Source organism: Elioraea sp. Yellowstone (assembly GCF_006704265.1).
GTDB lineage: Bacteria > Pseudomonadota > Alphaproteobacteria > Acetobacterales > Acetobacteraceae > Elioraea.
On sequence record NZ_VIKA01000003.1, the window covers coordinates 33,682 to 56,227 of the forward strand.

General features: G+C 71.0%; 19 protein-coding genes. 16 read left to right on the plus strand and 3 right to left on the minus strand.

What is annotated here, in order from left to right:
* Positions 1-13: 13 nt before the first annotated feature.
* The 5 genes from gap to FK498_RS01185 all read left to right on the plus strand — a co-directional run bounded on the left by gap (position 14) and on the right by FK498_RS01185 (position 3,614).
* A complete protein-coding gene (gap, locus tag FK498_RS01165; protein ID WP_141850976.1) occupies positions 14-1,027 on the plus strand; it encodes a type I glyceraldehyde-3-phosphate dehydrogenase in 1,014 nt (337 codons plus the stop codon).
* Positions 1,027-2,217 carry a phosphoglycerate kinase gene (locus tag FK498_RS01170; protein ID WP_370510863.1) on the plus strand — a complete coding sequence of 397 codons (1,191 nt, stop codon included), beginning with the start codon at positions 1,027-1,029 and terminating at the stop codon, positions 2,215-2,217. The genes gap and FK498_RS01170 overlap by 1 nt, the downstream gene beginning before the upstream one ends.
* A 336-nt stretch (positions 2,218-2,553) precedes the next feature.
* Complete coding sequence (locus FK498_RS01175; protein ID WP_141850977.1) at positions 2,554-2,766, plus strand: hypothetical protein; 213 nt, start codon at positions 2,554-2,556, stop codon at positions 2,764-2,766.
* A gap of 102 nt (positions 2,767-2,868) precedes the next feature.
* Positions 2,869-3,276 (plus strand): NUDIX domain-containing protein, encoded by a 408-nt coding sequence (locus FK498_RS01180; RefSeq protein ID WP_141850978.1) that lies wholly within the window; start codon positions 2,869-2,871, stop codon positions 3,274-3,276.
* Positions 3,273-3,614, plus strand: a complete 342-nt coding sequence (locus tag FK498_RS01185; protein ID WP_141850979.1) for a hypothetical protein — start codon at positions 3,273-3,275, stop codon at positions 3,612-3,614. The genes FK498_RS01180 and FK498_RS01185 overlap by 4 nt, the downstream gene beginning before the upstream one ends.
* Before the next feature lie 343 nt (positions 3,615-3,957).
* Here the strand turns inward: FK498_RS01185 and FK498_RS01190 are convergent, their stop codons facing one another.
* Positions 3,958-7,077, minus strand: a complete 3,120-nt coding sequence (locus FK498_RS01190; protein WP_141850980.1) for a CHAT domain-containing protein — start codon at positions 7,075-7,077, stop codon at positions 3,958-3,960.
* Positions 7,078-7,403: 326 nt separating this feature from the next.
* Between FK498_RS01190 and fusA the strand changes: the two genes are divergently transcribed.
* The 8 genes from fusA to lpdA all read left to right on the plus strand — a co-directional run bounded on the left by fusA (position 7,404) and on the right by lpdA (position 18,944).
* The gene (gene fusA, locus FK498_RS01195) at positions 7,404-9,482 is read left to right on the plus strand and encodes an elongation factor G (protein ID WP_141850981.1); all 2,079 of its coding nucleotides are present in this window, start codon (positions 7,404-7,406) and stop codon (positions 9,480-9,482) included.
* A 121-nt stretch (positions 9,483-9,603) separates the two neighbouring features.
* A complete protein-coding gene (locus tag FK498_RS01200; protein ID WP_141850982.1) occupies positions 9,604-11,466 on the plus strand; it encodes an ABC transporter ATP-binding protein in 1,863 nt (620 codons plus the stop codon).
* Positions 11,467-11,575: 109 nt separating this feature from the next.
* The gene (eno, locus tag FK498_RS01205; protein ID WP_141850983.1) at positions 11,576-12,862 is read left to right on the plus strand and encodes a phosphopyruvate hydratase; all 1,287 of its coding nucleotides are present in this window, start codon (positions 11,576-11,578) and stop codon (positions 12,860-12,862) included.
* Between the two features lie 51 nt (positions 12,863-12,913).
* Complete coding sequence (locus tag FK498_RS01210; protein WP_141850984.1) at positions 12,914-13,243, plus strand: septum formation initiator family protein; 330 nt, start codon at positions 12,914-12,916, stop codon at positions 13,241-13,243.
* A 484-nt stretch (positions 13,244-13,727) separates the two neighbouring features.
* Positions 13,728-14,693, plus strand: a complete 966-nt coding sequence (gene pdhA, locus FK498_RS01215; RefSeq protein ID WP_141851032.1) for a pyruvate dehydrogenase (acetyl-transferring) E1 component subunit alpha — start codon at positions 13,728-13,730, stop codon at positions 14,691-14,693.
* A 17-nt stretch (positions 14,694-14,710) separates the two neighbouring features.
* Positions 14,711-16,069 carry a pyruvate dehydrogenase complex E1 component subunit beta gene (locus FK498_RS01220; RefSeq protein ID WP_141850985.1) on the plus strand — a complete coding sequence of 453 codons (1,359 nt, stop codon included), beginning with the start codon at positions 14,711-14,713 and terminating at the stop codon, positions 16,067-16,069.
* A gap of 21 nt (positions 16,070-16,090) precedes the next feature.
* Entirely contained in the window at positions 16,091-17,386 is a 1,296-nt protein-coding gene (locus tag FK498_RS01225) for a pyruvate dehydrogenase complex dihydrolipoamide acetyltransferase (protein WP_141850986.1), read from the plus strand.
* A gap of 157 nt (positions 17,387-17,543) precedes the next feature.
* Positions 17,544-18,944 carry a dihydrolipoyl dehydrogenase gene (lpdA, locus tag FK498_RS01230; RefSeq protein ID WP_141850987.1) on the plus strand — a complete coding sequence of 467 codons (1,401 nt, stop codon included), beginning with the start codon at positions 17,544-17,546 and terminating at the stop codon, positions 18,942-18,944.
* Positions 18,945-19,065: 121 nt separating this feature from the next.
* On the opposite strand, the gene FK498_RS01235 is transcribed toward lpdA, so the two are convergent.
* A complete protein-coding gene (locus FK498_RS01235) occupies positions 19,066-19,497 on the minus strand; it encodes an OsmC family protein (RefSeq protein ID WP_141850988.1) in 432 nt (143 codons plus the stop codon).
* A 175-nt stretch (positions 19,498-19,672) separates the two neighbouring features.
* On the opposite strand from FK498_RS01235, the gene FK498_RS01240 reads away from it, so the two are divergent.
* Complete coding sequence (locus tag FK498_RS01240) at positions 19,673-20,335, plus strand: peroxiredoxin (protein ID WP_141850989.1); 663 nt, start codon at positions 19,673-19,675, stop codon at positions 20,333-20,335.
* Between the two features lie 6 nt (positions 20,336-20,341).
* Here the strand turns inward: FK498_RS01240 and FK498_RS01245 are convergent, their stop codons facing one another.
* Entirely contained in the window at positions 20,342-21,577 is a 1,236-nt protein-coding gene (locus FK498_RS01245; protein WP_141850990.1) for a sulfatase-like hydrolase/transferase, read from the minus strand.
* A 101-nt stretch (positions 21,578-21,678) separates the two neighbouring features.
* On the opposite strand from FK498_RS01245, the gene FK498_RS01250 reads away from it, so the two are divergent.
* Both FK498_RS01250 and FK498_RS01255 read left to right on the plus strand, forming a co-directional pair.
* Entirely contained in the window at positions 21,679-21,951 is a 273-nt protein-coding gene (locus FK498_RS01250; RefSeq protein ID WP_141850991.1) for a hypothetical protein, read from the plus strand.
* A 35-nt stretch (positions 21,952-21,986) separates the two neighbouring features.
* On the plus strand, positions 21,987-22,445 hold the full coding sequence (locus tag FK498_RS01255; RefSeq protein ID WP_141850992.1) for a host attachment protein: 459 nt from the start codon (positions 21,987-21,989) through the stop codon (positions 22,443-22,445).
* The last annotated feature ends 101 nt before the right edge of the window (positions 22,446-22,546 follow it).

The window sequence follows — 22,546 nt, forward strand, 5'->3', positions numbered from 1 at the left end:
GAAGGAGACACAGATGGCGGTGAAGGTTGCGATCAACGGCTTCGGCCGGATCGGACGGCTCGTGCTGCGGGCCATGGTCGAGTCGGGGCGGACGGATCTCGAGCCGGTGCTGATCAACGATCTCGGCAGCGTCGAGGCGAACGCGCACCTCTTCCGCTACGACTCCGTGCACGGCCGTTTCCCCGGTACGGTCGAGACGGCGGACGGCACGATGACGATCCGCCTCGGCAACCGGAGCTGGGGGCCGATCCGGGTCACGGCCGAGCGCGACCCCGGCAAGCTGCCCCTTGCGGGCGTGGACGTGGCCATGGAGTGCACGGGGATCTTCACCTCGAAGGAGAAGGTCCAGCCCCTGCTCGGCGCCGGGGCGCGCAAGGTCCTGATCTCGGCGCCGGGCGAGGGCGCGGATGCCACGGTGGTCTATGGCGTGAACCACGGCGTGCTCACCAGGGACATGACCGTCGTCTCGAACGCCTCCTGCACGACCAACTGCCTCGCGCCGATGGTGAAGGTGCTGCACGACGCGTTCGGGGTCGAGCGCGGCTACATGGTGACCATCCACGCCTATACGGGCGACCAGGGCACGGTGGATACCCTGCACAAGGATCTGCACCGCGCGCGGGCGGCGGCCGTGAACATCATCCCCACCACCACGGGGGCCGCGCGCGCGGTCGGGCTCGTGCTGCCAGACCTCAAGGGCAAGCTCGACGGCACGGCCGTGCGTGTGCCGGTGCCGAACGTCTCGCTCGTCTCGCTCGATGCGAACCTGAAGCGCGCCGTCACCAGGGACGAGGTGAACGCGGCCATGAAGGCCGCCGCCGAGGGACCCATGAAGGGCATCCTCGACTACTCGGACGAGAAGCTCGTGAGCTCGGACTTCAACCACGTGGCCGCCTCGTGCAGCTTCGACGCGACCCAGACCGCGGTGATCGAGGGCACGCTCGTGCGCGTGATGGGCTGGTACGACAACGAGTGGGGCTTCTCGAACCGCATGAGCGACACGGCGGCGCTCATGGGTTCGCTCTGATGGCGTTCCGCACGCTCGACGGGCTCGCCGTGCGCGGCAGGCGCGTGCTGCTGCGCGCCGACCTGAACGTACCGATGCAGGACGGGAAGGTGAGCGACCCCACGCGGCTGGAGCGGCTTTCGCCGACGATCCGCGAGCTCGCGGAGAAGGGCGCGAAGGTGATCGTGCTGAGCCACTTCGACCGGCCGAAAGGCAGGCGCGTTCCTTCCATGTCGCTCAGGCCGGTGGCCGAGGCGCTCTCCGGCGTGCTCGGCCGCCCCGTCGCCTTCGCCGAGGACTGCATCGGCGCGCCGGCCGAGACGGCGGTCGCCGCGATGCGGGAGGGCGATGTGCTGGTGCTCGAGAACACCCGCTTCCACCCGGGCGAGGAGCAGAACGACGCCGCCTTCGCCGATGCGCTGGCGCGGCTCGGAGAGCTCTATGTCAACGACGCGTTCTCGGCCGCGCACCGGGCGCATGCCTCCACCGAGGCGCTTGCGCGGCGCCTGCCTGCCTATGCCGGGCGGCTGATGCAGGCCGAGCTCGAGGCGCTCGAGCGCGCGCTCGGCGCGCCGGCGCGGCCGCTGGCGGCGATCGTCGGCGGCGCCAAGGTCAGCACCAAGCTCGACCTGCTCGGCAACCTGGTCGAGCGGGTGAACCTGCTGGTGATCGGCGGGGCGATGGCGAACACCTTGCTCGCCGCGCGCGGGATCGCCGTCGGTCGGAGCCTGCAGGAGCCGGACCTGCACGCGACCGCGCGCGGGATCGAGGCCAAGGCGAAGGCCGCCGGATGCGACATCCTGCTGCCGGTCGACGCCGTGGTCGCGCGCGAGTTCCGGGCGCATGCGCCGACCGAGACGGTGCCGGTCGGCGCGGTGCCGGCGGAGGCGATGATCCTTGATCTCGGGCCGCTCACCTGTGCCGCGATCCTGGACCGGCTCGCCGAGTGCCGCACGCTGGTCTGGAACGGGCCGCTCGGCGCCTTCGAGACCCCGCCCTTCGACGCCGCGACAGTGCGCGTCGCCAGGGGGGTGGCGGGGCTCACCCGGGCAGGCCGGCTGCTCTCGGTCGCCGGCGGCGGCGACACCGTGGCCGCGCTGCGCCAGGCGGGGGTGGCCGAGGATCTGAGCTATGTCTCCGCCGCGGGCGGAGCCTTCCTCGAATGGCTGGAAGGCAAGACGCTGCCGGGGGTGGCGGCCCTCGCCGCCTGACTCGGCGTCTGCTGGCGGTGCTGCTCGCCGCCGCCGCGCTGCCGACGCGCGCCCGCGAGACCTGTCTGCCGGCACAGAGCGCGGCCGGCGCGACCGACCGGTGCGTGCGTTATCCCGGCTTCACCCCGCCCGGCAGCGGGGCGCGCTGCAGCGGCTGCGGGTGCCGCGGCGGACCCGGCTGTCGCAAGGCCGACGGGTCGTGTGCCTCCTGGCGTGATCGGGTGGTGCCGGACTGCCGCGCCCGTCGGTAGGCACAAACCCAACATACGCACGCATGGGTTGCGGGACGTCTCGCATTAACTCATTCTTAACCACATGCGTGCCAGAACCCTGCGCATGGTTCCGCTCTCTTCCCTTGCCGCGTTCTCGCAGTCGGCCTCGGCCGCGCTGCAGGTGCGCGACAGCCGGCCGGTGGGCGGCACGCAGGGGATCGGCGGCGTTGAGCGCCAGCTGATAGCCACTCCCCCCAAGCCTGCGCATCCGGTTCTGCCAGCGCAGCCGCCGTCCGGCCCGCTGCCGCGGGGCTCCCTGCTCAACCTGACCATCTGACGCCCGCTCTGGCGGTCGGATCGCGTCCGCTCGCGCGGGTCTGATCCGTTCGCGTGCGCCCGCCGCTGGCGCGCCACAGTCTTGCGCGAGATGCTGACGTGCATGGCCGATGCGAGCGTCAGCGGACCCCGCGTCCGGACGGCACCGGCGGGCGACACCCGCGCGCGCCAGATCTGTCCTGAATGCGGCTTCGTCGCCTGCGAGACCCCCGAAGTGGCGGTCGGTTCGGTTGCCGTGCATGACAGCCGCGTGCTGCTCTGTCGGCGCGCGATCATGCCCCGCAGGGGGGGCTGGACGCTGCCCGCCGGCCTCCTCGAACTCGGCGAGGCCGCCGGGGAGTCTCTGTCTATCGGCCCGACCGAGGAGTCGGGCGAGGTGGGCCTGTTCGGCCGGGAGGAGATCCCGTGGGACGACATCGCCTTTCCCCCCGTGCGCCGGGCGTGCAGCCACTGGCAGGAGAGCGCAGGTGCGGCGTCCTGGCCGGCGCGCGGCAATCCGGTGCCGGCATGAGGGCGTTCCTGCTGCTGGCGCTGGCTGCCTTCGGCGCTGTGGGCGCCCAGGCGAATCCCTTCCTCAGGCAGGGCATCATGCTCGAGGAGGTGCCCTTCGCACCCTCCCGGCCGGACGAGGCGCCGGGCCTCGCGCCGGCACCGCCGCCCGCGGCTGCGGAGCCGGAGGCGGCGGTCGACGGCGTTCGGCTCTCGCCGGGCGCCACCCTCGCGCCGAGCCTTCTCGATCCCGGCCGGATCGATCGCGGGCTGGACGGACCGACGGGCGGGGCGGACGGCCCGATCGGCCGGCGCCTGCTCGATGCCGGGCCGGGCATCATGCTCCAGCAGCGGTTCTGAATCGCCTCGGAGCCTTCGTCGCAACGACGGCAGTCCATGGCCCGGCGGGCGCGTCCGCCGGGTGATGGCCCCCGCTCGACCTTCGGTTCCGGCGCCGGACGGGCCCCGAGCGCAGTGGACCGGGACCACGCGGCGACGGCATCGCCGCACGGGACGATGCCGCGCGGACGGCATGACCGGCGCCGAGGCGTGCATCCCGGATGCCCCCATGCTGTTCCGCAGGGGCCGGCACGACCGCCATCCTCTTGGCATCCGGCGATACGTCCTGGATGCGCCGCTAGGGATCACCGAACCGAGGCGATGATCACCTCCGGGTTGCGCCTCGCCCCGGGATCCGCGCCGCTCACCCCGGCGTCAGCCGGAACTCCGGGTTGCCGTAGAGCACGTAGTTCGCCCAGTCGCCGAGGTTGCGTTCGCGCACCTTCGCCCGCCCGTCGATCAGCGCGCGGCCGAGCGGATCGCCGCGCAGCAGGCCACTGTAGAACGCGTCGGCGAAGGCGGCGGCGCCGGCATCGCCCACCGGCCAGTAGGTGCCGAGATAGTTCGCCACGCCCCCGGCGAGGAAGGACTCGGCGAAGCTGACCGTCGAGCGGATCGGCTGATCCGTAGCCTCCTGCTGCTGCCCCGGCCTGCGCACGCGCGCCGCCTCGCAGGCGTTGAAGAACACGAGCGAGGGAAGCTGGCGCAGCGCGGCGAGGTCTGCCCCCGCCAGCACCTCCTCGCCGGCGCAGATGATGCCGCTGCGGCCGCGGTTGTCGGGGTCGAAGAACGCATGGCCCGCATAGTGCACCACGTCGTACTCGCCGGACTGGAAGCGCTCGATGAGCGTGTTGCGGCGCGCCTCCTTCCGGTGCAGCACGGTCAGGCGGATCTCCGGCCGCCGACTGAGCATGACCTGGATGCGCTCCCCCTCGGCCTCGGCCCCCTCGAGATCCTCGGTCGGGTTGACCACCAGCAGCATGGAGAGGCCGGGTGTGCGCGCACGCTCCTCGTTCCACTTCGCCACCGACAGCACCCCGCCGTCGTAGCGGTGCGTGAGCCCGCCCGCGAGCGCCGGCGAGATCTCGCCGAGGCGCAGCGTCTCCCACGGGATCCGCGAGGTCGGCGCGTCGTGCACCACGACCAGGGGCGGCTGCGAAGGACCGGCAAGCTCACGCGCCAGCACCTCGCGGATCTCGGGCGCGAGCACGCTCTTGGCCAGCGTGGCGCCGAAACGGTCGGCGTCGCGCGCGAGCGGCAGGCCGCGGCGGGCGAGGGCGCGTGCCTGCTGGTCGAGCGCCGTGTCGTCCACCGGCATCCGCCCCTGGACGATCGCGGCCTTCCCGCCCGCGGTCAGCACCGAGGCGACCACGCTCGCCCGCCCGTCCGCCGCCACCTCCTGGCGCGTCAGCAGGTAGACGGCCTGGCGCAGCGGCGCCGGCCCGGTCGCGCGGGTCACCGCCGGAGCCGGCAGTTCGCGTTCGTTCAGCGTCACCTCCACCTCGCCGAACAGGTCGGAGCGCAGCAGGCGGTGGAAGGTCTCGCGCAGTTCGGCAAAGCGGTCGGCGTCGAGCTCGCAGATGGTGAGGCCGCGCAACCGCCCGCCCGGCACGGTGGCGAGCGCGCGCACGAAGCCGCGCAGCAGGTGCTCGAGCGCGCCGGCGGCGGTGCCGCCCGTCGCCGCGCCAATCGGAACGATCGCAAAATCGTCGAGCCGGGTGAGCAGGGCCGTGCGCATGATGTTCTCGCCGACCAGCTCGAGCACGTCGTCGACGTATTCGGTGACGCTGCCGAGGCCGGCGAGGATCACCGACTGCGCGCCGAAGCGGTGCCGCCCGGTCGGGAAGCAGGTCACCTCGCCCGCCTCGCCCGACACCATGCGCCGCTCGATCAGCTGGCTGAGCGCGCCGCCGAGTTCCTGGTCGACCGCCGCCGCCGCGCCGCCCGGCGCGACGTTGCGGAACGCGCCGATCACGTAGGCATCCGCGCGCACATCCGTGATGCTGCCGCAGACGAGGTCGATGTCGAGGCGCTGGCGCTGCCGGCGCAGCACGACGAAATTGCTGAGCAGCCCGCCGGTTCCGTCGCCCGTGTCGCGGCGCGCTCCCGCCGTGCTTTCGGCGGTCGGCTCGGGCGGGGCGGCGAACTCCGCGAGCAGGCTGCGCTGCTCGCGCGCCGCGAGTGCCCGGCCGCGCTGCGCCGGCGGCGGGATGCGCGCGGCGAGCGCCGAGTCGCTGACCGAACGTGCCGCCACCGCGCGCCGCACGCCCCGCGCCGCGTCGAAGACGGGAAGCTCGTCGGTCCTGCCGGTGGCGAGCAGCGTATCGACGGCGCGCGCCACGCTCGCGCTGTTCGGCATCCCGCCATGCCCGGCGGCGGTCACCCAGGTCGGGCGGCCGGGCACGACCGCGAGGTCGAGCGGCACGGTGCCGTCACCCTCCGGCGCGAGGTCGTAGACGAACTCGTCCTTCTCCGCGTCCAGCCGCGCATCGACCACGGTCTCGTGGCCGTTGCCGACGATCAGCAGGAAGCGGTCGTCGGGTTCGGGTAGGTCCGTCTGGGCCTTTCGCGCTGCGGCAAGCATGGCGGCGTCGGGCCGGGTCCCCCTGGCGGGCCAGGAGGCCGGGTCGAACAGATCGAGCCGGCGCAGCCGGGGCGAGGGCATCATCTCCAGGAGGCCCGGGAAGGTGCCGAAGATCCCGGCGAGCTCGGCCGGATCGTGCCGGGTGTCGATCAGCGCGACCTTGTTGACGACGGAATGCACGCCCCGGAACGCCTGCACGGGCGAGTAGGAGCCGAAATGCGGCGTGCCGAGCGTGACGATCCGCCCCTCTTGCAGGTTCCTCGGCCGGTGCCTGAGCGCTGCGCGCGCCACCAGACCGCCCATGCTGTGGGCGACCAGGTGGGTGGTCCGGCCGGGCACGGCGTCGATCGCGCGCGCGAGTTCGGCGCCGAGCCGGTCGAGGCCGAGGCGCCAGTCGTAGTGCCAGAACTCGGCGTCGTGGCCGGCGATGCGCAGCCTGAGCTTGAGCGCCAGATAGGCCGCGAGCAGCACGCCGAGCGAGCGCACCCGGCCCGGGTCACCCGCGGGGCCGAGCCGGAGCAGCGCGAGCCTGCCGCCGAAGATGTCGGCCGGATCGATCCAGACCACGTCCTGGAACGGCCAGGTTCCGGGGAAGCCAAGCTTCGAGCCCATGATGCCGTGCAGGATCAGCACCCGCTCGCCGCCCCGCACCGAGCGCGTGGACGCCTGGCGGGCGAGCTGGCTGAGCTCGGCATAGCCGGCCGGGCCGAACAGATCCTCGAGCAGTCCGGGCTGGGCGCCGGTGCGCAGCGCCTCCTCGACCGCGTCGTCGGCCATGTCGATCGGCGAGGGGGGCAGGGGAACGGGCCGCTCCGCCGGCGGCGGGGCGGCGCGGCCGGCGCCGGACCTGGCGTTCTTGCCGCGGCGGCGGGCAGGAGCCTTGCGCGGGGGGCGAGCCATGGCGTCTCCTCTCCATGCCGGATCGTCGGCGCAACAAGCTTGCAGCTTCGACCGGGCCGCGCAAGCCGAGCCTGCGGATGTCCGCGATCCCCCGGCGGCCGGCCGGCCGCGGCTCAAGCCGCCGTGAGCGGCGTCGAGGACCGGCCTGCGTGCGACGCAGTCCCGGGCCGGGCGCTTGCGGCTTGCTTTTTTTCGTCCCCAGCGTCAGAAAGCCGCCGATCCGGAAGCGTGGCGCGGTCGTGGCGGTGGCGAGCACCCCCGCCCGCCGCGCCCGCAGCTTTTGACGAGACCCCGGCAGGGCCGGGGCGACGACCCAGGAGGCCGCCGTGCCGCGCAACGTACCGCTGTCGCGTATCCGTAACATCGGCATCACCGCGCATATCGACGCGGGGAAGACGACGACGACGGAGCGCATCCTCTACTACACCGGTCGCAGCCACAAGGTGGGCGAGGTGCACGAGGGCTCCACCACCACCGACTACATGGAGCAGGAGCGCGAGCGCGGCATCACCATCACCTCCGCCGCGGTGACGGCCGAGTGGAAGGACCACCGGATCAACATCATCGACACCCCCGGCCACATCGACTTCAACATCGAGGTGAACCGCTCCTTGCGGGTGCTGGACGGCGCGATCTTCATCATCGAGGGTGTGGCCGGCGTGCAGCCGCAGAGCGAGACCAACTGGCGTCTGGCCGACCGCTACAACGTCCCGCGCATCATCTTCATCAACAAGATGGACCGCACGGGGGCCGACTTCTACAAGGCCGTGCAGTCGCTGATCGACAAGCTCGGCATCGTGCCGCTCGAGATCCAGCTTCCGATCGGCGCCGAGGACAAGTTCGTCGGCGTGGTCGATCTCGTCGAGATGAAGGCGGTCGTCTGGGACGGCTCGGAGCTCGGCGCCGCGTTCAAGGACGCCCCGATCCCGGCCGACATGCTGGAGAAGGCGAAGGAGTACCGCCAGAAGCTGCTCGACACCGCGCTGTCCGTCGACGACGCGGCGATGGAGGAGTATTTCGACAAGGGCGACGTCGCGGTCGAGACGCTCAAGCGCTGCATCAAGAAGGGCACGATCGCCGGCACGTTCCGCCCGGTGCTCTGCGGCACCGCGTTCAAGAACAAGGGCGTGCAGCCCCTGCTCGACGCGGTGATCGACTATTTGCCCGCGCCGAACGAGGTGCCGGGCATCCGTACCGTGCCGCCCGAGGGCTCCGAGGACGAGGGGCGCGAGATCCTCATCAGCGAGGATGCGCCCTTCACTGGCCTCGCCTTCAAGATCATCAACGACAAGTACGGCACGCTCACCTTCGTGCGCGTCTATTCGGGCGTGTTGCGCTCGGGCGACCAGGTGCTGAACAGCACCAAGGGCCACAAGGAGCGCATCGGCCGGATGTTCCAGATGCACGCCGACAAGCGCGACGAGATCAAGGAGGTCTACGCCGGCGACATCGCCGCCTTCATCGGCCTCAAGGATACCCAGACCGGCGACACGCTCTGCGATCCGCAGCACCCGGTGGTCCTCGAGCGGATGGCCTTCCCGGTGCCGGTGATCGACATCTCGGTCGAGCCCAAGACGAAGGACTCGATCGAGAAGATGACGCTCGGGCTGCAGAAGCTCGCGGCCGAGGACCCCTCCCTCCGTCTCCGCACCGACCAGGAGACGGGCCAGACCATCCTCTCCGGCATGGGCGAGCTCCACCTCGAGATCATCATTGACCGGCTGAAGCGCGAGTACGGCGTCGAGGCGAATATCGGCGCGCCGCAGGTGGCCTATCGCGAGACGATCACGCGCAGCCACACCGAGACCTACACCCACAAGAAGCAGACCGGCGGGTCGGGCCAGTTCGCCGAGGTGAAGATCGCCTTCGAGCCGCTCGACCGCAACGGCGGCATCGTGTTCGAGAATGCGGTGGTCGGAGGCGCGGTGCCGAAGGAGTACATCCCGGCGGTCGAGAAGGGCATCCGCGTGCAGGCGGACACCGGCGTGCTGGCCGGCTTCCCGACGGTGGACTTCAAGTTCACGTTGCTCGACGGCAAGTACCACGACGTGGACTCCTCGGCGATGGCGTTCGAGATCGCCGCCAAGGCCTGCTTCCGCGAAGGCATGAAGAAGGCGGGACCGATCATCCTCGAGCCGATCATGGACGTGGAGGTGACCACGCCTCCGGATCACGTCGGCGACGTGGTGGGCGACCTGAACCGCCGCCGCGGCATGATCCAGAGCCAGGACATCCTGGGCACCTCGGTGATCGTCCGCGCGCACGTGCCGCTCTCGGAGATGTTCGGCTACATCTCGGATCTGCGGTCGATGTCGAAGGGGCGGGCGTCGTTCACGATGCAGTTCCACCATTACGATCCGGTACCGCGGAACATCGCCGACCAGATCATGGCGAAGTCGGCCTGACCGGCACCTGACACGCTCCCGCCGGCGGTGGCGGGAGCGGGGTGGGCGGCCGGGCCGGAGACGCGCTCACACCGCCGTGCGGCCGCTGGCGCGCGGCCGTACGGCACGCTACCCAGTGCCCATGCTGAGCGCCGCCGAACGCTTGATTCCGCCCACCGAGGCGGCGCCCGAGACCGCGCCGCCGTCCGGACTTGCGGCCTTCTACTGGCACTTCATCCGCCAGGCCAAGGGCCCGTTCGCGGCGATGTTCGCCGCGGTCGGCGTCGTCGCCGTGCTCGACACGCTGGTGCCCTTCTTCATGGGGCGCCTCGTGACGCTGCTGGGGACCCACCCGGGCGAGTCGCTGTGGGCCAATGCCTGGCCCGAACTCCTCGCCATGGCGGCGGTCATGCTGATCGGACGGCCGTTCGCGCTGCTGACCCAGTCGGTGCTGACCAACCAGGTGATCGCCGCCAACGTCACGAACCGCATCCGCTGGCAGAGCCACTGGCACGTCTCGCGCCAGGGCTGGAGCTTCTTCCAGAACGACTTCGCCGGGCGGATCGCGACGCGCGTGATGCAGACCGGGCCCGCCCTGCGCGAGTCCGTCGTCGCCTCGGCCCAGGCGGTCTGGTACCTCGTCGTCTACGGCATCGGCTCGGTCGCGATGATGGCCTCGTTCGAGCCGGTGCTGACCGTGCCGATGCTGGTCTGGCTGGTGTTCTATGTCGCCCTGCTCCGCTGGTTCGTGCCCCGGCTGCGCGACCGCTCCAAGGCGACCAGCGAGGCGCGCTCGATGGTCACGGGCCGGATCGTCGACACCTACACGAACATCCTCACCGTGAAGCTGTTCGCGCGCGCCGCCGACCAGGACGCGTTCGTGCGCTCCGGCATCGATGCGCACACCGCGACCTTCCACCGCCAGCTCCGGATGATCACGGTGTTCGGCCTCAGCCTGTGGTCCGCCTCGGCGCTGATGGTGACCTCCACCGGCGCGCTCGCGGTGGTGCTGGCGGCGCGCGGGGAGATCGAGGTCGGCATGGTCGCCGCCGTACTGCCGCTCGCGTGGCAGATGCTGCGCAACGCCGGCTGGGTGGCCGAGAGCGTCACCGCGATCTTCGAGAACGTGGGCATCGTCCAGGAGGGGATGGAGACGATCGCCAGGCCCCTGCGCAATCCCGACCGGGCTGACGCGGTGCCGCTGCATGTGACGGCGGGGCGGATCGCGTTCGAGCGCGTCACCTTCGGCTACGGCACGATCCGCGGCGTGATCCGCGACCTCGATCTGGCGATCGCCCCGGGCGAGCGGGTCGGGCTGGTCGGCCATTCAGGAGCCGGCAAGTCGACGCTGATCAACCTGCTGCTCCGCTTCTTCGCGCCCGAGCAGGGCCGCATCCTGATCGACGGCCAGGACATCGCGGCGGTGACCCAGGAGAGCCTGCGCCAGCAGATCGCCGTGGTGACGCAGGACACCTCGCTCCTGCACCGCTCGATCCGAGACAACATCCGCTACGGCCGTCCGGAGGCGTCCGAGGCCGAGGTGATCGACGCGGCGAAGCGCGCCGAGGCGCACGATTTCATCCTCGGGCTCGAGGATTGGGACGGGCGGCGCGGCTATGACAGCGAGGTCGGCGAGCGTGGCGTGAAGCTCTCCGGCGGGCAGCGCCAGCGCATCGCGATCGCGCGCGTGATCCTGAAGGACGCGCCGATCCTCATCCTCGACGAGGCGACCAGCGCGCTCGACAGCGAGGCCGAGGCGGCGATCCAGGCGAGCCTCGACCGGCTGATGGCGGGGCGCACGGTGATCGCGATCGCGCACCGGCTCTCGACCATCGCCAAGATGGACCGGCTGGTGGTGATGGAGGCGGGACGGATCGTCGAACAGGGCAGCCACGCGGAGCTGCTCGCGCGGGGCGGCGTTTATGCGCGGATGTGGGCGCGCCAGTCGGGCGGCTTCATCGACGAGCCGGAAGGGGCGGGGCGCGTGGGGTATCCGGCGACGTAGCCTTGCCAGGCCGGAGACGGTGGCGCCCGGCCTTGCCGCGCGTCGCCGGGGTTGCCGGTTCGCGCCCGCCGCGCTAGGTCGCAGCGTCCCTTTCTTCGGAGACTCCCCGATGACCGAGACCGCCATCGCCGACATCGTCGCGCGCGAGATCCTCGACTCGCGCGGCAACCCGACCGTCGAGGTGGACGTGGTGCTCGACGGCGGCGCGATGGGGCGGGCGGCCGTGCCCTCGGGCGCCTCGACCGGCGCGCATGAGGCGATCGAGCTGCGCGACGGGGACGCGTCGCGCTACGGCGGCAAGGGGGTGAAGCGCGCGATCGACGCGGTCGAGGGCGAGATCTTCGACGCGCTCTCGGGCCTCGACGCCACCGAACAGGTGAAGATCGACGAACTGATGATCGATCTCGACGGCACGCCGAACAAGTCGCGCCTGGGCGCGAATGCGATCCTCGGCGTCAGCCTCGCGGTCGCCAAGGCCGCCGCCGCCGCGCTGGGCATGCCGCTCTACCGCTACGTGGGCGGCACCATGGCGCGCACCCTGCCGGTGCCGATGATGAACGTGATCAATGGCGGCGCGCATGCCGACAACCCGATCGACATCCAGGAGTTCATGATCCTGCCGGTGGGGGTCGGCACGATCGCGGATGCGGTGCGGATCGGCGCGGAGGTGTTCGCCACCCTGAAGAGGGAGCTTTCGGCCGCCGGCCATGGCACCAATGTCGGCGACGAGGGCGGCTTCGCGCCGAAACTGAGATCGGCCGACGAGGCGCTGGGATTCCTCTCGAGGGCGATCGAGAAGGCCGGCTACCGCGCAGGCGAGGACGTCGTGTTCGCGCTCGACTGCGCCGCGACCGAATTCTTCAGGGACGGCAGATACGTCCTGGAGGGCGAGGGCAGGACGCTCGACGCCGCCGGCATGGTGGACTACCTGGCCGCGCTTTGCGCGAAGTATCCCATCGTCTCGATCGAGGACGGCTGCGCCGAGGACGACTGGGCAGGCTGGGCGCATCTGACCAAAACGCTGGGCGCCAAGGTGCAGCTCGTGGGCGATGACCTGTTCGTCACCAACACCGACCGGCTCGCGCAGGGGATCGAGAAGGGCTGCGGCAACGCCATCCTGATCAAGGTCAACCAGATCGGCACGCTGACCGAGACGCTGGCGGCAGTGGAGATGGCGCACCGCGCGGGCTGGCGCGCGGTGATGAGCCACCGGTCGGGCGAGACCGAGGACGCGACCATCGCCGACCTCGCGGTCGCGACGAATTGCGGGCAGATCAAGACCGGCTCGCTGGCGCGCTCGGACCGCACGGCGAAGTACAACCAGCTCATCCGCATCGAGGCGATGCTCGGCGAGGCGGGGCGCTACGGCGGCCGGCGCGCGGTGATGCGGGGCTGAAGGCGACGCCCCCCTTGCGCCGGCGCGGTGCGGGATGATTCCCTGCGGGCCATGTCGCTTGCCTCGGAACTGAAGCGCCGCGTGCTCGCCGCCGTGCCGCCCGTGCTCGGGCTGGCGCTGGTCGGGTTCTTCGCCTGGCATACGCTGCACGGCAGCCGCGGCCTGATCGCGCTCGGCGCGATCCAGGAGCAGATCGCGCTGGCCGAGAGCGAACTCGCGCGGCTCGAGGCCGAACGGATCCGGCTCGAGCGGCGGGTGGGCGCGCTGCGTGCCGAGCACCTGGACGGCGACGCGCTCGATGAGCGGGCGCGGCTGATGCTGAACATGGTCCGGCCCGACGACATCGTGCTGCCCTACGGGCCGAACGAGCGGCTCTACTGAGCCGAAGCCGGGCGGCGCGCGCGGAGGACCGCGCCGATTGCCGCCGGCGCCAGCCAGCCGGTTGCGCCGAGGCGGGCCGCCTGCCTGAGCAGCGCTTCGCCCTCGGGGGAGACCCCGCGTCGCAGACCGGCCCCCGTGCGCCATGGCCGGCCCAGCCTGCGGCGGGACCGCGGGCCCGCGAGCCGGGCAGGCGCCCAGAATCGCGCCGCCGGGCGCGCAGCGCGTTCCGGGCCGTACGCTCGAACCGCCGGTCTGCCGAGGCACCGGCCGCGCGCACGTTTCGCAGCATCGCCTCCGCCGTGCCGGACGCTCTGTTGCGTCCGGCGGGCTTGGTGGGCAACAGTTTCCCCTGTCTTGCCAGTCTCATGCACCGCCTTTAGGTGCAGGGACGCACGACCGGACCGATCCGACGGGGGGAACGAGGATGGCAACCGCCGACACCGCCGCTCAGGGCAAGAAGGGCAAGGCAGCCAAGCCCCTCGCCATGACGCGCGAGGAACTGCTCAAGGCGTTCCGCGAGATGCTGCTGATCCGGCGCTTCGAGGAGAAGGCCGGCCAGCTCTACGGCATGGGGCTGATCGGCGGGTTCTGCCACCTCTACATCGGCCAGGAGGCGGTGGTGGTCGGCATGCAGTCCGTGCTGAAGCCCGGCGACCAGGTGATCACCTCGTACCGCGACCACGGCCACATGCTGGCCTGCGGCATGGACCCGCGGGGAGTGATGGCGGAGCTGACCGGGCGCATCGGCGGCTACTCGAAGGGCAAGGGCGGCTCGATGCACATGTTCTCGCTCGAGAAGGGGTTCTACGGCGGCCACGGCATCGTCGGCGCGCAGGTCAGCCTCGGCGCCGGGCTCGCCTTCGCCAACTGGTATCGCGGCAACGACCATGTCTGCCTGACCTATTTCGGCGAGGGCGCGGCCAACCAGGGGCAGGTCTACGAGAGCTTCAACATGGCGGCCCTCTGGAAACTGCCCTGCGTCTTCATCATCGAGAACAACCGCTACTCCATGGGCACCGCGCAGGCGCGCGCCACCACCTCGACCGATCTCTCGCAGAAGGGAGCACCCTGGGGCATCCCGGGCATGCAGGTCGATGGCATGGACGTGCTGAAGGTGCGCGAGGCGGCGGAGGTGGCGGTGCAGCACTGCCGCGCCGGCAAGGGGCCCTATCTGTTGGAGGTCCTGACCTACCGCTACCGCGGCCACTCGATGTCGGATCCGGCGAAGTACCGCACCCGCGAGGAGGTGCAGAAGATGCGCGAGACGCGCGATCCGATCGAGACCGCGCGCAAGGTGCTGGTCGAGACGCTGGGGGTGGCCGAGAACGAGTTGAAGGCGATCGAGGAGGAGGTGCGCGCGATCGTGCAGGAGGCGGCGGACTTCGCGCAGCAGAGCCCCGAACCGCCGGAGAGCGAACTCTGGACCGACGTGCTGACCGAGGCGGCCTGAGGGCAGGGGACGCGATCATGGCGACGAACATCCTGATGCCCGCGCTGAGCCCGACCATGACCGAGGGCAAGCTCGCCCGCTGGCTGAAGAAGGAGGGCGACGCGATCAAGGCAGGCGAGGTGATCGCCGAGATCGAGACCGACAAGGCGACCATGGAGGTCGAGGCGGTCGACGAGGGGGTGCTGACGAAGATCGTCGTGCCCGAGGGCACGGAAGGCGTGCAGGTGAATTCGGTGATTGCGGTGCTGAACGGCGAGCACGCCGGTAAGGCCGCGCCCGTGCCGGCGGCGAAGCCCGCCGAGGCGAAGCCGGCCGCACCACCCAAGCCGGCGGAGGCGGCGAAGCCGGCCCCGAAGGCCGCAGCCGTCCCCGCCCCCGAGAAGGACTGGGGCGAGACGAAGCCGATCACCGTGCGCGAGGCGCTGCGCGAGGCGATGGCACTCGAGATGCGGCGCGATCCGGACGTGTTCCTGATGGGCGAGGAGGTGGGCCAGTACCAGGGCGCCTACAAGGTCAGCCAGGGCCTGCTGGACGAATTCGGGCCGAAGCGCGTGATCGACACGCCGATCACCGAACACGGCTTCACCGGGCTCGCGGTCGGCGCGGCCTTCGCCGGGCTGAAGCCGATCGTCGAGTTCATGACCTTCAACTTCTCGATGCAGGCGATCGACCAGATCATCAACTCGGCCGCCAAGACGCTCTACATGTCGGGCGGCCAGGTGAAGAGCTCGATCGTGTTCCGCGGTCCCAACGGGGCGGCGGCGCGCGTCGCCGCCCAGCACAGCCAGTGCTACGCCTCGTGGTACGCGCACTGCCCGGGGCTGAAGGTGGTGGCACCCTGGTCGAGCGAGGACGCCAAGGGCCTCCTGCGCGCCGCGATCCGCGATCCGAACCCGGTGATCTTCCTCGAGAACGAGGTGGTGTACGGCCAGACCTTCCCGTGCCCCGTGTCGGATGAATTCATCCTGCCGATCGGCAAGGCGAAGATCGAGCGCGCGGGGACCGACGTCACGATCGTCGCGTTCTCGATCTGTGTCGGCTATGCAATGCAGGCGGCCGAGGAACTGGCGAAGGAGGGGATCAGCGCCGAGGTGATCAACCTGCGCACGCTGCGTCCGCTCGACATCGACACGATCGTCGCCTCGGTCAAGAAGACCAACCGCTTGGTCAGTGTCGAGGAGGGCTGGCCCTATGCGGGCATCGGCTCCGAGATCGCGGCGGTGGCGATGGAGCACTGCTTCGACTGGCTCGATGCGCCGGTGCTGCGCGTGCACGGCGCGGACGTGCCGATGCCCTATGCCGCCAATCTCGAGAAGCTCGCCCTGCCCTCCGTGGCGCAGGTGGTCGCGGCGGCCAAGCGCGTGACGTATCGCTGAGGTCGGGGAGAGGGACGGACGATGGGCACGCAGATCCTGATGCCGGCGCTGAGCCCGACCATGACCGAGGGCACGCTCGCGCGCTGGCTGAAGAAGGAGGGCGACACGATCAAGGCGGGCGACGTGATCGCCGAGATCGAGACCGACAAGGCGACCATGGAGGTCGAGGCGGTCGACGAGGGGGTGCTGGCGAAGATCCTGGTGCCGGAGGGCACTGCCGGCGTGGCGGTGAACGCGCCGATCGCCGAGCTTGCCGGCGAGGGGGGCGCCAAGCCCGCGCCGGCGCCGAAGCCTGAGGCGAAGGCCGAGGCGCAGAAGGCGGCGCCGGCGCCCGCGGCAAAGGCTGCGTTCGATCCGCAGCCCGATCCGCCCAAGGCGGGCAACGGCCACGACAGGGGCGAGCGCGTCTTCGCCTCCCCGCTCGCGCGGCGCATGGCCGCGCAGGCCGGCATCGATCTCGCCACGCTGAAGGGCAGCGGGCCGAACGGGCGCATCGTGAAGGCGGATGTGGAGGCGGCGATGGCGGTGGCGGCGCCGAGGGGCGAGGCTGCGCCGGCAGCCGCCGCGCCCGCACCGGCACCGGCCCTCGCGCCGAAGGCCCCGGCCCCGTCGATCGCCGTGCCGCACACCCTCGTGCCGCACTCGACGATGCGCAAGGTGATCGCGCGTCGCCTCTCCGAGAGCAAGGCGACGATCCCGCACTTCTACGCCACGGTGGACGTGGAGCTCGACGCGCTCCTGAAGCTGCGCGCGGAGCTCAACGCGAAGTCGCCGAAGGACGGGCCGGGGGCTTGGAAGGTCTCGGTCAACGACATGATCATCAAGGCCTCGGCGATCGCGCTGCGCCGGCTGCCGAAGGTGAACGCGTCCTGGCAGGACGACGGGATGGTGATGTACCAGGACGTGGACATCTCCGTCGCGGTCGCGATCCCGGACGGGCTGATCACGCCGATCATCCGCAAGGCGGACCTCAAGGGCCTCGCGACGATCTCGAACGAGATGAAGGACCTCGCCGCGCGGGCCAGGGCCGGCAAGCTCAAGCCCGAGGAGTTCCAGGGCGGTTCGTTCTCGATCAGCAACATGGGCATGATGGGGGTGAAGGACTTCGCCGCCATCATCAACCCGCCCCAGGCCGCGATCCTGGCGGTGAGCGCGGGCGAGCAGCGTCCGGTGGTGAAGGACGGGGCGCTCGCGATCGCGACCGTGATGACGGTGACGCTCAGCGTCGATCATCGGGTGATCGACGGCGCCTTGGCGGCGGAGTGGCTCGGCGTGTTCAAGGGGATCGTCGAGGACCCGCTGCAGATGATGCTTTGAAGTGAAGCCGGGGGAGAGCGTCCTCTCCCCCGGCCCCCCTGATGAGGGTGCCCCTCCCGTTGGTCGGGGCACGCGTCGCGACCAGCGGGAGCGACGCTCTCCCTAGGGGTGCGCGAGGGGAGAGGACGCTCTCCCCTCGCTGTTCTTGGAGGTGTGGATGGCAGACCAGTACGACCTGATCGTGATCGGCGGCGGCCCGGGCGGCTATGTCGCGGCGATTCGTGCCAACCAGCTCGGCCTGAAGACCGCACTGGTCGAACGCGAGCATCTCGGCGGCATCTGCCTGAACTGGGGCTGCATCCCGACCAAGGCGCTCTTGCGCTCCTCCGAGATCAACCACCTGCTGCACACGCTCGACGCCTACGGCTTCGCGGCCGACAACCCGCGCTACGATTTCGCGAAGGTGGTCAAGCGCTCGCGCCAGGTCGCGGGCCAGCTCTCGGCCGGCGTGAAGCACCTCCTGAAGAAGAACAAGGTCACGGTGATCGACGGCCACGGCAGGCTCGCCGGCCCGCAGACCGTCGTGGTGGAGAGGGACGGCAAGAAGGTCGCGGATCTCAAGGGGCCGCACATCCTGCTCGCCACCGGCGCGCGCGCGCGCGTGCTGCCGGGCATCGAGCCGGATGGCGAAACGATCTGGACCTACAAGGAAGCAATGGTGCCCAAGGCGATGCCGAAATCGCTGCTGGTGATCGGCTCGGGCGCGATCGGCATCGAGTTCGCCTCCTTCTACGCCAACATGGGCGCCAAGGTGACGGTGGTCGAGGTGCTCGACCGCGTGCTGCCGGTGGAGGACGAGGAGATCTCCGCCTTCGCGCACAAGGCTTTCACCAGGCAGGGCATGACGATCATGACCGGCGCCAAGGTGCAGGGCGTGAGGAAGAATGGCGGCGGCGCGAACGTCATCGTCGAGGATGCCAAGGGCAAGGTGCACGAGATCGCCGTCGAGAAGGTGATCAGCGCGGTCGGCATCGTCGGCAATGTCGAAGGCATAGGCCTGGAAGGCACCAAGGTGAAGGTCGAGAAGACCCACGTCGTCACCGACGGCTACGGCCGAACGGACGAGAAGGGGGTCTACGCGATCGGCGACCTGACCGGCCCGCCCTGGCTCGCGCACAAGGCCAGCCACGAGGGGGTGGTCTGTGTCGAGGCGATCGCGGGCAGGAACGACGTCCACCCGATCGACCCGACGACCATCCCCGGCTGCACCTATTGCCGGCCGCAGGTGGCCTCGGTGGGGCTGACCGAGGCGGCGGCGAAGGCCAAGGGGTATCAGGTGCGGGTGGGTCGCTTCCCCTTCATCGGCAACGGCAAGGCGATCGCGCTCGGCGAGCCCGAGGGGCTGGTCAAGACGGTGTTCGACGCCAAGACAGGGGAACTGCTCGGCGCGCACATGGTGGGCGCCGAGGTGACGGAGATGATCCAGGGCTACGCGATCGCGCGCACGGCGGAGCTCACCGAGGCGGAGCTGATGCACACCGTGTTCCCGCATCCGACGCTCTCGGAGATGATGCACGAGAGCGTGCTCGACGCGTATGGCAGGGTGATCCACATCTGAGAGCTGCCGCACCGGTATCCGCGATCGTCGCGGGTGACGGTTCCGGTGCCGGACGGGGGCGGCTGGCCCGGACCCGCACCCGCACCTGACGCGGGTGGCGACTGCGCGAGGGGGCGCGCCGTTACGCCAGCGTCCACTCCAGCGTCACCTTGGCATTCAGCACCTTCGACACCGGGCAGCCCGACTTCGCGGCCTCGACGATGGTGGCGAACTTCTCCCGATCGATCCCCGGCACCTCGGCATGCAGCGTCAGCGCCGAGCTCGTGATCGCGAAGCCGCCGTCCTTCGGCTCGACCGTCACCGCCGCCTTGGCGGCGAGCTGCTTCGGCTTGAACCCCTCCTTCGACAGCCCGAAGGACAGCGCCATCGCGAAGCATCCCGCATGCGCCGCGGCGATCAGCTCCTCGGGATTCGTGCCCGGCGCGTTCTCGAAGCGCTGCGCGAACGAGTAGCGCGTGCCGGACAGGATCGCCGAAGGCGTCGTCAGCGTGCCCGATCCCTCCTTGCCCGTGCCTTCCCACACCGCCTCGGCCGTGCGCGTGATGCCTGCCATGGCTTCCTCCTTCCGGTAGTCGCTGGAGCCCCAGCCTGCCACGTCGGCGGCAGGCTTGTCAGCCCGGGCGGGTTTTGCCGGATCCGGAACGGATATCTCGTTCTCCGGGGAGTGGTGTTCGGTTCTGCCGTCCAGCGGCAGCGCGCGGGAAGCGCGCAGCAAGGGAGAGACTGCGATGACCTTGCAGATCAACGACACCGCCCCGGACTTCGAGGCCGACACCACCGAGGGCCGGATCCGCTTCCACGAGTGGCTCGGCTCGTCCTGGGGCGTGCTCTTCTCGCACCCGAAGGACTTCACGCCCGTCTGCACCACCGAACTCGGCGTGGTCGCGAAGCTGAAGGGCGAGTTCGACAAGCGCGATGTCAAGATCGCCGGCCTGAGCGTCGATCCGGTGGACGACCACAAGCGCTGGGCCGAGGATATCCGCGAGGTGATGGGGGCGGCGCCGAACTACCCAATGATCGGCGATCCCGAACTCAAGATCGCCAAGCTCTATGGCATGCTGCCAGCCACCGCCGGCGACACCGCCCAGGGCCGCACCCCGGCCGACAACCAGACCGTGCGCAACGTCTTCGTCATCGGCCCCGACAAGAGGATCAAGGCGATCATCGCCTATCCAATGACCACGGGCCGCAACTTCGACGAGGTGCTGCGGCTGATCGACTCGCTGCAGCTCACCGCCAGGCACAAGGTCGCGACGCCGGGCAACTGGAAGCAGGGCGAGGACGTGATCATCGCCGGTTCGGTGAGCGACGAGGAGGCCAGGAAGACCTATCCGCAGGGCTGGAAGTCGCCGAAGCCCTATATCCGCATCGTGCCGCAGCCGACCGGCTGAGCCGGCTCAGCGCCGGGCGGCGCGTCCCGCGCTTGTCTCCGCCCCTGCGCCGAGCGCCGCGGCAAGCCGCGCCTCGAGCCGTTCACGGAGTGCCGCATGGGCGGGGCTCGCGCCGAGATCGGCACGCTCATCCGGATCGGCATCGAGATCGAAGAGCTGCGGCGGCTGCCCGGGGCGGCAGATCAGTTTCCAGCGCTCGTCGCGCAGCATCACCGTGGGCTCACGCCCGCCGGCCGGCCGGTGCTCGGCGACCACCGCGCGCGCCGGCCGCGCGCCGCGGGCGAGGGCCACGAGCGAGCAGGTCCCCTCGGGGGCCTCGGCCGCCAGACCGAGCGTGTCGAGCACGGTCGGGAACAGGTCGCGCAGGCTGACCGGGGTGGCCACCACCGTGCGCTGCGGCACGCCGTGCCCGGCGAGGATCATCGGCACGCCGACACTCTCCTCGTGCAGGCTCGGCGTGCCCCAGAGCCCCCGCAGCCCCGCGCTCTCGCCGCGCGTCGCGGCATAGAGGACGCGCGTGGAGAGGACGAGCCCGGTCTGCTCCAGGCAGTCGAGGATGCGGCCGACCTGCTCGTCGGCGAAGGCGACCAGCCCGTAATAGGCCGCAAGCCTGCGCCGCAGCGCTGCCTCGTCCTCGGCGGGGGGCGGCCCAAGCAGGGGAAGCCGCTCGGGATCGGCGGCGTAGTAGTGCTCGGGCGGCGCGATCAGCGGATATCCCGGGGTGGCGAGGCTGACCAGCAGGCACCAGGGGGCGCCCTGGCGCGGCGCCTCCTCGCGCAGCCAGATCTGCGCCTCCGAGGCGATGTCGCGGTCGGCCCGCGTCTGGTCGCTCTCGCCCGGCCCGGCCGATGGTCCGGCCGCCGGCAGCGCCGCCGCGGCGCCGGCGAGACGGCGATGGGAGAAGCCGTGATCGCCGCCGGCAGGGGCGCGGCAGGCGAGCGCGCCGATCGCGACCACGGTGCGGCCTGCGTCGCGCACGGCATGCTGCCAGGCGGGGATGGCGCCGTCGTAGGGATCGTCGTCGCCGAGATGGCGCCCGATCGCCGTCGGCATCCGCCCGGTCGCGAGCGCGGCGAAGGACGGGGCGCGCGCGGTCGCCGGCGCATAGGCGGCGACGAAGCGCGTGCCGCGACGGGCGAGCGCGTCGAGATGGGGCGTGCGCACGACAGGGTGGCCGGCGCAGGAGAGCGCCCGCGCCTGGTGGGCGTTCGACAGGATCACGAGCATGTTTTTCGCTGCCATCTCCGCTCCCTTCCCTGGTTCCGGCCAGAAACATGAGGCCTTCGCCTCTGCCGTGAACGCTTCCGCTTGAAGCCGACGCTCCGAGGGGCGATCTCTTGACCATGGAGCGGGAGCGCGAGACCGTCGAGACCTGGGAGGTGGAGGTGCTGCCGGCCGATCGGGCCGGCAGGCGCGAGGCGCCGCCGCCGGGCTCGCGCGTGCTGCGCACGGCCGTGCTGGTGGCCGCGATCGCCGCGGGGCTCGGCATCCTGGCGCTTCTGGTCGCGTTCGCCGCCACCGTCGCCCTGGTTGCCGTGCCGGTGGCGCTCGGTGCCATGCTGGTCGCCTGGGCCGGGGTGAAGTGGCGCAGCTTCCAGGCGCGGCGCGGCCGCTGATCCCGCACGTCGCCATCACCGAGGAGAGGGAGCCCATGCCGAACCGTACCACCTGGTTCGTGATCGCCGATGCCGCGCGCGCCGAGGCGCTGGTGAAGCGCAAGGGCGTGTCGGGCTACGAGACGGTGCGCACCTGGGAGAACCCGGACGTGCACGCCAAGGCGCACGAGCTGGGCGAGGACAAGCCGGGGCGCGCCTTCGACAGCCTGGGTCCGCACCGCAGCGCGATGGAGCCGCGCGAGACGCCGAAGGAGGCGGCGAAGAAGGACTTCGCACGCGAGCTCGTCGCGGCACTCGAGGCCGCGGTCACCGCCGGCGAGACCCAGGCGATCGTTCTGGTGGCGCCGCCGAAGCTGCTCGGCGAGATGCGTGCGCTGATGCCGGCGGGACTCGCTGCCGCCGTGCGCGAGGACCACGCCAAGGACTATACCCAGTTGCCGCGCGCTGAACTGTTCGCGCGGCTCGACGAGATGCGCCCGGTCGGCGCCGGCTGACCGACCGTTCCGGCCGATCGCCGCCATCGTACCGGCGCCTCGGCGCGGCCCTGACGGCCCTGGCGCCGACCTCTTGCCGGGCCGCGCGCCGCCTCCTAAGT